Consider the following 12,034-nt stretch of genomic DNA (forward strand, 5'->3'; position numbering starts at 1 on the left):
CTACGTCATCCGGGTCAGCGAGCGGCGGTGCAGCGGCTCGCGGCCGGGCGGTTGGGGTGGTGGCGGCAGCAGCGCCTCGCGTGGGCGGACCGGGAAGGTGGATTGTTCTTCGGTGCTGAGCGTGACTTTCTCGCCGGCGTGCTGGATGACCAACTCGCCGCCGGGCCCGTCGCGCAGGGTGTAGGTGACGTTTTCGTGGTCGGCATCGACCGTGATTCGAAAACCCTTCCAGCGCAACCGGAATCGCAGGCGGGAGATGCCGTCGGGCAGTTGCGGGTCCAGGGACAGGATGCCTTCGTCGTCGCGCAGGCCGCCGAATCCGTCGACCAGGGCCATCCAGGCCCCGGCCAGTGAGGCCATGTGCAGGCCGTCGCGGGTGTTTTGGTGCAGATCGCGCAGGTCGATCAGCGCCGCCTCGTAGGCGTAGTCGTGGGCCAGTTCGAGGTGTCCGACCTCGGCGCACATCACCGCCTGGGTGCAGGCCGACAGCGAGGAGTCGCGCACGGTGCGGCGTTCGTAATAGTCGACGTTGCGGGCTTTCTGCTCGGGGGTGAACTCGTGGCTCTGCCACTGCATGGCCAGCACCAGGTCGGCCTGCTTGATCACCTGCGCGGGGTACAGGCGCACGTAGGCCTCGTGCAGCAGCAGCGGATAGGTGGCGTTGTCCTCGAAGTCCCACTCGGCGAACTTGGTGAACCCTTCGCACTGCTGGTGGACGCCAATCTCCTCGTCGTAGGGGATGTTGACGGCGTCGGCGGCGTGTCGCCAGGTGGCCATCTCCTCGGTGCTCACCCCCAGCCCGGCCGCCTTGTCGGGATGGCGTTTGGCGGCGTCGGCGGCGATCCGCAGGTTCTGGGCGGCGACCAGGTTGGTGAAGACGTTGTCGCGCACGATCGCGGTGTATTCGTCGGGCCCGGTGACCCCGTCCAGATGCCAGACACCGTTGCGGTCGTGGTGTCCCAGCGAAATCCACAGCCGCGCGGTCTCGATCAGCACCGCCAGCCCGCACTCCTCTTCCAGCGAGTCGTCGCCGGTGACGGTGCGGTAGCGCTCGAAGGCCAACGCGATGTCGGCGTTGATGTGCCAGGCCGCGGTGCCGGCCGGCCAGTAGGCCGAACATTCCTGGCCGCGGATGGTCCGCCAGGGGAACGCCGCGCCGTCCAGGCCGAGTTCGGCGGCCCGCTCTTTGGCCAGGTCCAGCGTCGAGGCCCGCCAGCGCAGTGCGTCGGCGACCGCGTGCGGCACGGTGTAGGTGAGCACCGGCAGCACGAAAGCCTCGGTGTCCCAGAAGGCGTGGCCGTCGTAGCCGGTTCCGGTCAGGCCCTTGCTGGGGATGGCGCGGCGCTCGGCGCGGGCGCTGGCCTGCAACAGGTGGAAGAGCCCGAACCGGACGGCCTGTTGGCTTTCCGGGTCGCCCTCGACCTCCACGTCGGCGGCATCCCAGAACAGGTCGAGATAGGCGCGTTGCCCGTCGACGAGGCCCTGCCAGCCGCTGTAGCGGGCGCTGGTCAACGCCGCGGCGGCCTGATCGCGCAGCGCCGGCCGCGACCGCAGGCTCGACCAGCCGTAGGCGAGGTATTTGACGATGCGCAGTTCCTGGCCCGGCCGCAGCCCGCAGATCACGGTGGTGCGGGCCAGGTCGGCGCGCGCGTCGGTGCTGATCTCGAAGCGCCCCTCGACCTCGACCTCGTGATCCATCGCGGCGGCCATCATCAGCGCGCTGCTGCGGGTGCGGTGCATGAGAAGTGCTCTGCCCTCGGTGATTTCATGGTCGACGGCTTCCAGCGGGTTCTCCAGGATGGCCGAGACCCGCGGGTCGTCGGAGGTTTGCGGCTGGTCCTCGTTGGTGACCAGTTCGGATTGCACGGTGACCCGGGAGAAGTCGTCGATCGCCTCGACGATGTACTCGATGGCCGCCACACTGCGGTGCACCAGCGACACCAGCCGCGTCGAGGTCACCTTAACCTGCTTGCCGGTGGGCGAGCGCCACACCGCGCAGCGTCTGAGCGTACCGGCCCGCAGGTCCAGAATCCGTTCGTGGTCCAACAATTCCCCATAGCGCACGTCGAACGGCTCGTCGTCGACCATCAACCGGATGATCTTGCCGTTGGTGACGTCGACGACGGTCTGGCCGGCTTCGGGGTAGCCGTAACCGGCCTCGGCATAAGGCAGCGGCCGGATCTCGTAGAACGAGTTGAGATAGGTGCCCGGCAGACCGTAGGGCTCACCCTCGTCGAGGTTGCCGCGCAACCCGATGTGCCCGTTGGACAACGAGAAAATCGACTCCGACTGGGCCAACAGGTTCAAATTGAGCTGGGTCTCGCGGATCTGCCACGGCTCGACCGGAAACGATTCCTGGGAGATCATCAGTTCTCCTCACCGTCGAGCAATTCGGCCAGATCGCGGACCACCACGTCGGCGCCGTTGTCGCGCAGCTCCTGGGCCTGCCCCACCCGATCCACCCCCACCACGATCCCGAAATGCCCGGCCCGCCCGGCCTGCACGCCCGAGATCGCGTCCTCGAATACCGCCGCGGCAGCGGGTTCGACACCCAGCAGCTGCGCCCCCCGCAGATACGGGTCCGGCGCCGGCTTGCCGGCGATGTTCTCCTCGCGCAACGTCACCCCGTCCACCCGCTGCTGCACGAACCGGTCCAGACCGGTGATCTCCAGCACGTCGCGGGTGTTGGCGCTCGAGGACACCACCGCGATTGCCAGACCCGCCTGCGCGGCCGCCTCCAGATAGCGGCGCGACCCCTCGAAAACCTCGACGCCGTCCTCATGCAGCACCTTCTGGAACATGTCGTTCTTGCGGGTGCCCAGGCCATAGACCGTGTCGGCATCGGCCGGATCGTCGGGATCGCCGTCGGGCAACTCGATGCCCCGGCTGTCCAGAAAAGACCGCACGCCGTCCTCACGCTTCTTGCCGTCCACGTACTTGCGGTAGTCGCTGACCGGGTCGAACGGGACGAACTTGTCCCCGGTCCGCTCAGCCCGCTCGGACAGAAAGGCGTCGAACATCTGCTTCCAGGCCTTGGTATGCACCCCGGCGGTGTCGGTGAGCACCCCGTCCAGATCGAACAGACAGGCATGCACCTGCTCGGGCAGACCCAGCACGGGAACCTCACTTTCGCAGGAGTTTGCGCTACCAGTTCACATCCTGCGGTGGAATTCCGGTAGGTGTTGGCGGTCTCGGCTACCCCGGGTGCCTACCCAACGGCCCTCCAAATCATGCCTGCGGGTGCGGGCTCTGGCCAGACATTAAACTCGGTGCCCGTGGAATCAGCCTCGCCGCGGCCCGTGTTGGTGGTCGACTTCGGTGCACAATATGCCCAGTTGATCGCGCGCCGGATTCGTGAGGCGCGGGTGTTCTCCGAGGTGGTCCCGCATACCACCGCGATCGAGGAGATCCGGGCCCGCAACCCGCTGGCAGTGGTGCTTTCCGGCGGGCCGGCCAGTGTCTATGTCCAGGGCGCGCCGCAACTGGATCCGGCGCTGTTCGACCTGGGCCTGCCGGTGTTCGGCATCTGCTACGGGTTTCAGGCCATGGCGCAGGCGCTGGGCGGGACCGTCGCGCACACCGGCACCAGCGAGTTCGGTCGTACCGAGCTGAAAGTCCTTGGCGGCACACTACATTCAGACCTGCCACCGGTCCAGCCGGTGTGGATGAGCCACGGCGACGCGGTCACCGCCGCGCCGGCGGGATTCGAGGTGGTAGCCAGCAGTGCCGGCGCGGCGGTGGCCGCCTTCGAGTCCGTCGAGCGCCGGCTAGCCGGGGTGCAGTACCACCCGGAAGTGATGCACACCCCGCACGGCCAGCAGATACTCAGCCGGTTCCTGCACGAAATCGCCGGGATCGGCGCGGAATGGACGCCCGCCAACATCGCCAACGCGCTGGTGGAGCAGGTGCGGGCGCAGATCGGTGACGGCCATGCGATCTGCGGCCTGTCCGGCGGGGTGGACTCCGCGGTGGCCGCCGCGCTGGTGCAGCGCGCCATCGGAGACCGGCTGACGTGCGTATTCGTCGACCACGGCCTGCTGCGGGCAGGGGAGCGCGCGCAGGTGGAGCGCGATTTCGTCGCCGCCACCGGCGCCAACCTGGTCACCGTCGATGCCGCGCAGACGTTCCTGGACGCGCTGGCGGGTGTGCACAACCCCGAGGGAAAACGCAAGATCATCGGCCGGCAGTTCATCCGGGCGTTCGAGAGTGCGGTGCGAGATGTGTTGGGCGACAAGCCGGTTGATTACCTGGTGCAGGGCACGCTGTATCCGGACGTGGTGGAGTCCGGCGGTGGCAGCGGCACCGCGAACATCAAGAGCCACCACAACGTCGGTGGTCTGCCCGGCGACCTGAAGTTCATCCTCGTCGAGCCGTTGCGGCTGCTGTTCAAAGACGAGGTGCGCGCCGTCGGCCGGGAGCTGGGTCTGCCGGAGGAAATCGTTGCGCGGCAACCGTTTCCGGGCCCGGGGCTGGGCATCCGGATCGTCGGCGAGGTCACCGCGCAGCGGTTGGACACGCTGCGCCGCGCCGACTCGATCGTGCGGGAGGAGCTGACCGCGGCGGGACTGGACCAGCAGATCTGGCAGTGCCCGGTGGTGCTGCTGGGCGACGTCCGCTCGGTGGGCGTACAGGGCGACGGCCGCACCTACGGGCACCCGATCGTGCTGCGCCCGGTGTCCAGCGAGGACGCGATGACCGCCGACTGGACCCGGGTGCCCTACGAGGTGCTCGAGCGCATCTCGACCCGCATCACCAACGAGGTCCGTGAGGTCAATCGGGTGGTGCTCGACGTCACCAGCAAGCCACCCGGAACCATCGAGTGGGAGTAGATTTCCGCTGCTGAAGCGCCCTCGGGGCGGATCACGCTGGGTTAGGATGTCGCGATGATCGGTTCGCTTTCGGCTGCTGAGGTGCAGCGGCCCGAGTTCTGGGGCGAGCTGTGCCCGGGCATGTCGATCGAGGGTGGTGCCAGCCCCCGGCCGGCAGCGGTTGGCGAGGGCGGCGGACTGTTCGTCGACCTCAAGCGGGAAGGCTACGTTCAGGTCCCCGGCGCGCTGCCGGAGACCACTATCGCACCGATCCGCTACGCGGTGTCGACGCTGTTCCAGCGCGGGATTCCGCTGGCGTTCGCGTTCGTCTACGACGAGTTGTGGCTGGCGTTCCAGAGCCTTTCGGGGTTCCTGACGACCGTGCTCGGTGCGGGCTATCGGGCACTGCCCGACTTCTGGGTCTGGCACGTCAACCCCAGCGAGAACTCGGTGGGCTGGGGTCCGCACCGCGACCGGGTGATCCCGACGCTGGATTCCGACAACTCACCCCAGACGCTGACGGTGTGGCTGCCGTTCACCGACGCCACCCCGCTCAACGGGTGCATGTACGTGTTGCCCGCCCATCTCGACGACAGGTTCGAGCAGCGCCGGTGGGACGGCGAGGACAACACCACCGTGTACAACCCGCAGGATGTCCGGGCGCTGCCCGCGACCGCCGGCTCGATGCTGGCCTGGAATCAGGCGGTGCTGCACTGGGGTGGGCGCGGGAGCCAGCTCGGTACGGCGGCGCGGATCAGTGCCGCCTTCGAATTCCAGCGCGCCGACTGCCCGGCGTTCAACAACCCGCTGCTGGATCCCGCTCGGATGCCGACGTTCGACGAGCGGCTGGGGCTGATCGGCAAGCAGGTGCTGCAGTATCGCCACATGTACCCGCTGTCCGATGAGGTTGCGGCCGTTGCTGATTCACTCGTCCAGCGATTCATGCCGACCGCCCCGATCGAGATCGGCGCCGCCGCGGTCTGAGGAGTCCGCGGGTCGAGTCGCGCTAATCAGGACACCACATCGGCGGGAGGTTTGCCCTCCAGATATCTCAGGACGTTCGATGCCGCGGCAATGGCGATGCGTATCAAGGTTTCTCGCGTGACCCCGCCGACGTGGGGTGAGAGAACGACATTCGGTGCACGCAGCAGGCGTAGCGCGCTGGTCGGCGGCTCGGGGTCGAACACGTCGACACCGGCGCCGGCGATTCGGCCGGCCACCAGCGCGTCGGCGAGTGCATCCTGGTCGATGATCGCGCCCCGTGCCGTGTTGACGATGAACGCGGTGGGCTTGACGAGCGCCAATCTCTCGGCGTCGATCAGATGTCGGGTGGCATCGGTGAGCGGGGCGAGCACCACGATGTAGTCGCTGCTGCGCAGCAGGTCGTCGAGCTCCGCGCGGCGCGCGCCCAGTCGGTCGGCAGCTTCGGTCACGGCCGGGGACGGATCGGTGTAGACGATTTCCATATCGAACGCGGCCCCGCGCCGGGCGACTTGCTGCCCGATGTGGCCGAGTCCGATGATGCCCAGGACCTTGCCGTGCAGTTCGGTAATGGAGTGCTGCAACCTGGGTAACGCCCAGTCTGCCTGCGTGAGGGCGATGTGCCCGGGGACGAGTTGCTTGGCGAGGGCAAGCATCAGGGCGAAGGTCTGCTCGGCGACGTCCTGCAGTTCGGCGTCGCTGGACCCGATGTTGCATACCGTGATGTCGCGGGCGCGGGCGGCGGCAAGGTCGATGTAGTCGAAGCCGTGGCTGGCGCACTGGATGAGCTCCAGGTTGGCGGCAGCGGCGATCTGTTCGGCTGTCACACGTCCGAGGCCGGTCAAAATGACACTGGCCCGGTTCAGGGCAGCCATGTCCTCGTCGGTGGTCTCCACCACGGTGACCGGAAACCCGGTACCGACCAGACTCGCCAGTTGGGAACCCACGGCACGTCCGCCGGCTTCGGCCGGAATGACGGCGAGAATCTGCTTGGCGTCGGCGGGGGCGGTCATTCGGTGAATCCTATGCGGGGCGTGGGAACACCCGCCCTCTGCCGTTAGCCGTTCGGGACTCGCCGGGGCGGTAGTTGTCCACCCTCAAACGCACCAGGAACCACATCAGCATCGAGTGTATGAGCAGCCCCTTGGGTTGCTTGACGCTTGTCAGAGGGCGGGTGTTTACTCAACTCAATCGAACAAACTTTCGATTCCTTGACGCTGGGGAGGCTGGTCATGACTGCGGCTTTCGCGTCCGATCAACGCCAGGAAAATCGCTCTGAACAGCTGAAACAGCTGCGTCAGAAGATTGCTGCGTTGTCCGGCAAGGAAGTCGCGTATGCCGCTGAGCCGGCGCCGGCGGAGCGGTCGTTGGTGCCGCGGGGGGCGGTGGCGGTGTTGTCGGGCGCGCGGTCGCTGCTGCTGCGCATGGTGGCCACGGTGACGGCGGAGGGGGGCAATGCCGTCATCGTCGGTCAGCCCGATATCGGGTTGCTGGCCGCGGTGGAGATGGGGGCGGACCTGAGCCGGCTCGCGGTGATCCCAGATCCTGGCAGCGATCCGGTGGAGGTGGCCGCGGTGCTCATCGACGGCATGGATCTGGTGGTCCTCGGCCTGGGTGGGCGCCGGGTGACGCGGACCCGGGCGCGGGCGGTGGTGGCCCGTGCCCGCAGCAAGGGATGCACCGTGCTGGTCACCGACGGGGAGTGGGAAGGGGCCTCGACGCGGCTGGAGGCGCGGGTCTGCGGCTTCGAGATCACTCCGGCTCGCGGGGGTGCGCCCGCCCCGGGGTTCGGACGCATCAGCGGGGTGCGACTGCAGGTGTGCGCCAATGGGCGGACGGTCGGTCGATCGCGGACCGGGTGAGTCCGGTGGTTGCTTCTCGGGTGCTGGCGATCTGGTGCATGGACTGGCCCGCGGTCGCGGCCGCCGCAGCCGCGGGCCAGTCCGCGACGGCCCCGGTCGCGGTCACCTTGGCCAACCGGGTGATCGCCTGCTCGGCGACGGCCCGGGCCGCCGGGGTGCGGCGGGGGTTACGGCGTCGGGAGGCGGCGGCCCGGTGTCCGCAACTGCACATCGCCGCCGCCGACACCGACCGCGATGCCCGGTTCTTCGAGGGGGTGATCGCCGCGGTGGACGATCTGGTGCCCCGGGCCGAGGTGTTGCGGCCGGGGTTATTGGTGCTGCCGGTGCGCGGGGCGGCCCGGTTCTTCGGGTCCGAGCAGCAGGTGGCCGAGAAGTTGATCGACGCCGTGGCAGCGGCCGGTGCCGAGTGTCAGGTGGGGATCGCCGACGGGTTGTCCACCGCGGTCTTCGCGGCGCGGGCGGGCCGCGTCGTGGACCCGGGCGGCGACGCGCGGTTCTTGTCGGCGCTGTCCATCCGGCAGTTGGCCACCGAGCCGAGCCTATCCGGTCCGGGACGCGACGAGTTGGCAGATCTGTTGTGGCGAATGGGAATTCGCACTATCGGGCAGTTCGCCGCCCTGTCGCGAACCGATGTCGCCTCCCGGTTCGGGGCCGACGCGGTGACTGCGCACCGGTTTGCTCGTGGCGAGCCGGAACGTGGTCCTTCCGGTCGTGAGCCGGCCGCGGAACTCGACGCCGTGTTGGACTGCGACCCACCGATCGACCGGGTCGACGCCGCGGCGTTCGCCAGCCGCTCGCTGGCCGCGACGCTGCATCAGGCGTTGCTGGGCGCCGGAGTGGGTTGCACCCGGCTGGCCATCCACGCCGTCACCGCCACCGGCGAAGAGATGGAACGGGTGTGGCGGTGTGCCGAGCCGTTGACCGAGGAAGCCACCGCCGACCGGGTGCGCTGGCAGTTGGACGGCTGGCTGAGCCATCGGATCGCGCGCGGGCGACCCCTCGATGCGCCGGTCACGTCGTTACGGCTGCAGGCCGTCGAGGTGGTCTCCGCCGAGGCGCTGCAATTGCCGCTGTGGGGCGGGTTGGGCGAGGAGGACCGGCTCCGGGCCCGCCGGGCGCTGGTGCGGGTGCAGGGCCTGCTCGGTCCGGAGGCGGTGCAGGTGCCGGTGCTGTCCGGCGGCCGGGGGCCGGCCGAGCGCATCACCTTGACCCCGCTGGGGGACGAGCCGGTTCCCCAAGCCGATCCCCGTCAACCCTGGCCCGGCCAGCTGCCCGAGCCCTCGCCGTCGGTGCTGCTCGACGATCCGGTGGAACTGCTTGACGCCCAGCGGAATCCGATCCGGGTGACCGGCCGGGGAATGTTCTCCGGGGACCCGGTTCGGCTGGTCCTGCGCGGCCGGGACGAGCGGGTGCGCTGGTGGGCCGGACCGTGGCCGGTCGACGAGCGATGGTGGGACGACCGGCCCGGCCAAGGGGGCAGCCGCGTCGCCCGTGTCCAGGTGCTGCTGGAGAGCGAGCGCGCGCTGTTGCTGTGTTACCGGCAAAGGAGGTGGTACATGGAGGGAATCTACGAGTGACCTTCGGACGGCAGTGGTCAGGCCGGGTCCGCGAGGATCATCCTGATTCGTTGTGGTGCAGTGGAATTCACCGACGCACACCGACGCGGGGCAGATCGCTGTAACAGAAAAGTAATAATGAACGTCGGGTGAACGTTATCCAGCGGAACGTTTCCGGCGCTTGTCCAGGAAGGTCGACCAGGACACCACGTCGGGGTTCTCCTTGAGCAAGGCGCGACGCTGCCGCTCGGTCATGCCGCCCCAGATGCCGAACTCGACCTTGTTGTCGAGTGCATCGGCGCCGCACTGCCGCAGTACGGGGCAGTGCCGGCAGAAGTTGGCGGCCTTGCGTTGGGCGGCCCCGGTTACGAAGAGTTCGTCGGGATCTGTGTTCCTGCACAAGGCTTTCGAGACCCACGCGCGTTCCCCAGCGTCCTGGGCACTGCTAACTGCGACAAGGTTCAGCGGCCGGGCGGCCGGGCGTGATCCTGACACGAACGTTCCCCTCGATATCCTGGCCGCATTGCGACCGCCTCCCCGCGGTGCGAACCACCTGTGGCCGATGCTGCGCTGCCCTGTCGCGCCACACGTGACCGGAATCTCACCGTGGTTCAAAGGTAAAGGCCACATGCCAATTGCGCAACAGTTCAACACGACTTTCTGGGACGAATGTGCCATCTTTTCGGTATGAAATCGGGCCCGAGAGCTTGACTGTCGGTTTGTTGGAACTGGGGCCGGTCGCGGTGCGAAAACCGCAGGTTGACGCGTTTTTCCTGGCAGCTCAGTATTGGAAAGCATTGCGGCATAACGCCTTTACCGGAGGACCGGTCACCGCCACCAGGGTGGGATCGGGCAGAAATTGAGGCCCAGCGGCCACGGCGGCCACGGCGGCCACGGCGGCCAGGCGGCCATCGGTGCCACACTGCCCGCCACCAGCACCGCGCTTGCCAAACCCATGGTCAGACTTCGCGAGGATGCTTGCGACGAAGCCCGCGCTCAGCCCAGTCGATGCGCAAACGAGGCCACGCGGTCGACGAGCCGATCGAAGAACATCGCCGAATCGGCGGCGACGCCTATCTGCGCGTTGGGTTTTCGGCTACCCGACCAATCGGCCACCGCCACACCCCGAGTCGTTTCGACTTGCACCGTCGCAGCCCGCGTCGACACCAGCGTCGGATCCAGAGCAACGGCGGCGGCCAGCGGATCGTGCATGAATGCCAGGTAACCGTCGCCGCGGTCGCGATGCACCTCGAAATAGAACCGCAGCGCGTCGTCGATGAAGCCGATCAGCGGCCCGGACGTTCCCGAGCCGCGCAACCGGGCCAAGATCTGCGGGGTGATCGCCACCTGGCGGGTCAGGTTCAGGCCACACACCACCGCAGGCCGCTCGGCCCGCGCGAAAGCGCCGAACACCTCAGCCGCCGCCCGGGCATCCACCCGGATGTTCCATTCGGGCACCGGCGGGTCGCCGAACGCCCCGCCCATGATGACCAACCGGCGCAGCAGCGCCGGCAACTCCGGTTCGGCGCGCAGCGCCAGCGCCAGGTTGGTCAGGGGTGCGGTGGCCAGACCGATCAGCTCTCCCGGATAGGCGCGCGCCGCGCGCACCCACGCCGTCGCGGAATCGTAGTCGCTGAGCTGCCGGGTGCTCGGCGGCAGCGTGGCATACCCTAAGCCGTTGGGGCCGTGTGGGTTTCCGCGATCGGGCAGCTTCGCGGTCAACGGCCCGTCGGCGCCGCGCGCCACCGGAACCTCGGCGGCCCCGCACAATTCGAGCAACCCGAGGTTGTTCGCACACACCTGGTCGACCCCGACGTTGCCGGCGGTCGAGCCGATCCCCACCAGTTCGGCGCCCGGGCTGGCCAACAGGTAGATCAGGGCGACCGCGTCGTCGATGCCGGTGTCGACGTCGGCGAAGACGGGCTCCATTACGGCAACCCTACCGACCGTTACGCTGGCCTGATGCCCGATGATCTGAAGCCGCATTTCGAAGATGTCCAGGCGCACTACGACCTGTCCGACGACTTCTTCCGGCTCTTCCTCGACCCCACCCAGACCTACAGCTGCGCCTACTTCGAACGCGAGGACATGACGCTGGAACAGGCGCAGCTCGCCAAGATCGACCTCGCGTTGGGCAAGCTCGGACTCGAACCGGGTATGACGCTGCTCGACGTCGGCTGCGGCTGGGGCGCCACCATGATGCGGGCGGTGGAGCGCTACGACGTCAACGTCGTCGGACTGACGCTGAGCAAGAACCAGGCGCAGCACGTCGAGCAACTCTTCGCGCAATCCGGCAGCTCGCGCTCCAAACGCGTTCTGCTGCAAGGCTGGGAGCAGTTCGACCAACCGGTCGACCGCATCGTCAGCATCGGGGCATTCGAGCATTTCGGCCACGAGCGTTACGACGCGTTCTTCACCCTCGCGCACCGCCTGCTGCCGCGGGACGGAATCATGCTGCTGCACACCATCACCGGGTTGCACCCGATGGAGATGAAGGAACGCGGCATGCCGTTGTCCTTCGAGTTCGCCCGATTCGTCAAATTCATTGTCACCGAGATCTTTCCGGGCGGGCGACTGCCGTCGATACCGATGGTGCAGCAGCGTGCCGCCGCCAACGGTTTCACGGTGAGCCGGGTTCAGTCGCTGCAGCCGCACTACGCCAAGACTCTGGACATCTGGGCCGCCGCGCTACAAGAGCACCGGGATCAGGCCATCGCGCTGCAGTCCGAGGAAGTGTACGAGCGGTACATGAAGTACCTGACCGGCTGCGCGAAGATGTTCCGGATCGGCTACATCGACGTCAACCAATTCACCTGCGAGGCTTGAC

The 12,034-nt window shown here is 67.9% G+C and carries 11 protein-coding genes; 5 read left to right on the plus strand and 6 right to left on the minus strand.

What is annotated here, in order from left to right:
- Together MKCMC460_RS07015 and MKCMC460_RS07020 are read right to left on the minus strand one after the other, a co-directional pair.
- Nucleotides 1-2,367, minus strand: coding sequence for a glycoside hydrolase family 65 protein (locus tag MKCMC460_RS07015; protein ID WP_236981261.1), 2,367 nt, complete (start codon nucleotides 2,365-2,367; stop codon nucleotides 1-3).
- The gene (locus tag MKCMC460_RS07020) at nucleotides 2,367-3,116 is read right to left on the minus strand and encodes a beta-phosphoglucomutase family hydrolase (RefSeq protein ID WP_236981262.1); all 750 of its coding nucleotides are present in this window, start codon (nucleotides 3,114-3,116) and stop codon (nucleotides 2,367-2,369) included. Before MKCMC460_RS07020 ends, MKCMC460_RS07015 begins: the two co-directional genes overlap by 1 nt.
- Nucleotides 3,117-3,230: 114 nt before the next feature.
- Here MKCMC460_RS07020 and guaA point away from each other — a divergent pair, with 114 nt between their 5' ends.
- On the plus strand, nucleotides 3,231-4,829 hold the full coding sequence (gene guaA, locus MKCMC460_RS07025; protein WP_370653086.1) for a glutamine-hydrolyzing GMP synthase: 1,599 nt from the start codon (nucleotides 3,231-3,233) through the stop codon (nucleotides 4,827-4,829).
- A gap of 54 nt (nucleotides 4,830-4,883) precedes the next feature.
- Nucleotides 4,884-5,792 carry a phytanoyl-CoA dioxygenase family protein gene (locus MKCMC460_RS07030; RefSeq protein ID WP_236981263.1) on the plus strand — a complete coding sequence of 303 codons (909 nt, stop codon included), beginning with the start codon at nucleotides 4,884-4,886 and terminating at the stop codon, nucleotides 5,790-5,792.
- A gap of 26 nt (nucleotides 5,793-5,818) precedes the next feature.
- Here MKCMC460_RS07030 and MKCMC460_RS07035 read toward each other — a convergent pair whose 3' ends face one another.
- Nucleotides 5,819-6,802, minus strand: a complete 984-nt coding sequence (locus MKCMC460_RS07035; protein ID WP_236981264.1) for a 2-hydroxyacid dehydrogenase — start codon at nucleotides 6,800-6,802, stop codon at nucleotides 5,819-5,821.
- A gap of 219 nt (nucleotides 6,803-7,021) precedes the next feature.
- Here MKCMC460_RS07035 and MKCMC460_RS07040 point away from each other — a divergent pair, with 219 nt between their 5' ends.
- Both MKCMC460_RS07040 and MKCMC460_RS07045 read left to right on the plus strand, forming a co-directional pair.
- On the plus strand, nucleotides 7,022-7,651 hold the full coding sequence (locus MKCMC460_RS07040; protein ID WP_238305448.1) for a hypothetical protein: 630 nt from the start codon (nucleotides 7,022-7,024) through the stop codon (nucleotides 7,649-7,651).
- 38 nt (nucleotides 7,652-7,689) lie between these two features.
- Nucleotides 7,690-9,228, plus strand: coding sequence for a DNA polymerase Y family protein (locus MKCMC460_RS07045; RefSeq protein ID WP_238305970.1), 1,539 nt, complete (start codon nucleotides 7,690-7,692; stop codon nucleotides 9,226-9,228).
- A 135-nt stretch (nucleotides 9,229-9,363) separates the two neighbouring features.
- Here MKCMC460_RS07045 and MKCMC460_RS07050 read toward each other — a convergent pair whose 3' ends face one another.
- From MKCMC460_RS07050 to MKCMC460_RS07055, 3 genes are all read right to left on the minus strand, one after another.
- Nucleotides 9,364-9,702, minus strand: a complete 339-nt coding sequence (locus tag MKCMC460_RS07050) for a WhiB family transcriptional regulator (protein ID WP_236981265.1) — start codon at nucleotides 9,700-9,702, stop codon at nucleotides 9,364-9,366.
- 333 nt (nucleotides 9,703-10,035) lie between these two features.
- Nucleotides 10,036-10,164 (minus strand): hypothetical protein, encoded by a 129-nt coding sequence (locus tag MKCMC460_RS31370; RefSeq protein ID WP_255731142.1) that lies wholly within the window; start codon nucleotides 10,162-10,164, stop codon nucleotides 10,036-10,038.
- A 39-nt stretch (nucleotides 10,165-10,203) separates the two neighbouring features.
- Entirely contained in the window at nucleotides 10,204-11,136 is a 933-nt protein-coding gene (locus MKCMC460_RS07055; protein WP_236981266.1) for a nucleoside hydrolase, read from the minus strand.
- Between the two features lie 33 nt (nucleotides 11,137-11,169).
- Between MKCMC460_RS07055 and cmaA1 the strand changes: the two genes are divergently transcribed.
- On the plus strand, nucleotides 11,170-12,033 hold the full coding sequence (gene cmaA1 / locus MKCMC460_RS07060) for a cyclopropane mycolic acid synthase CmaA1 (RefSeq protein WP_236981267.1): 864 nt from the start codon (nucleotides 11,170-11,172) through the stop codon (nucleotides 12,031-12,033).
- Nucleotide 12,034 lies beyond the last annotated feature (1 nt).

The organism is Mycobacterium sp. 20KCMC460 (genome assembly GCF_022179425.1).
Taxonomy (GTDB): domain Bacteria; phylum Actinomycetota; class Actinomycetes; order Mycobacteriales; family Mycobacteriaceae; genus Mycobacterium; species Mycobacterium kiyosense.

Excerpts from the sequence above, each read along its gene's own strand:
- MKCMC460_RS07035 (WP_236981264.1), bottom strand. The coding sequence starts at position 6,802 with ATGACCGCCCCCGCCGACGCCAAGCAGATTCTCGCCGTCATTCCGGCC.
- MKCMC460_RS07030 (WP_236981263.1), top strand. The coding sequence starts at position 4,884 with ATGATCGGTTCGCTTTCGGCTGCTGAGGTGCAGCGGCCCGAGTTCTGG.
- MKCMC460_RS07045 (WP_238305970.1), top strand. The coding sequence starts at position 7,690 with ATGGACTGGCCCGCGGTCGCGGCCGCCGCAGCCGCGGGCCAGTCCGCG.
- MKCMC460_RS31370 (WP_255731142.1), bottom strand. The coding sequence starts at position 10,164 with ATGGGTTTGGCAAGCGCGGTGCTGGTGGCGGGCAGTGTGGCACCGATG.
- MKCMC460_RS07040 (WP_238305448.1), top strand. The coding sequence starts at position 7,022 with ATGACTGCGGCTTTCGCGTCCGATCAACGCCAGGAAAATCGCTCTGAA.
- guaA (WP_370653086.1), top strand. The coding sequence starts at position 3,231 with ATGCCTGCGGGTGCGGGCTCTGGCCAGACATTAAACTCGGTGCCCGTG.
- MKCMC460_RS07055 (WP_236981266.1), bottom strand. The coding sequence starts at position 11,136 with ATGGAGCCCGTCTTCGCCGACGTCGACACCGGCATCGACGACGCGGTC.
- cmaA1 (WP_236981267.1), top strand. The coding sequence starts at position 11,170 with ATGCCCGATGATCTGAAGCCGCATTTCGAAGATGTCCAGGCGCACTAC.
- MKCMC460_RS07015 (WP_236981261.1), bottom strand. The coding sequence starts at position 2,367 with ATGATCTCCCAGGAATCGTTTCCGGTCGAGCCGTGGCAGATCCGCGAG.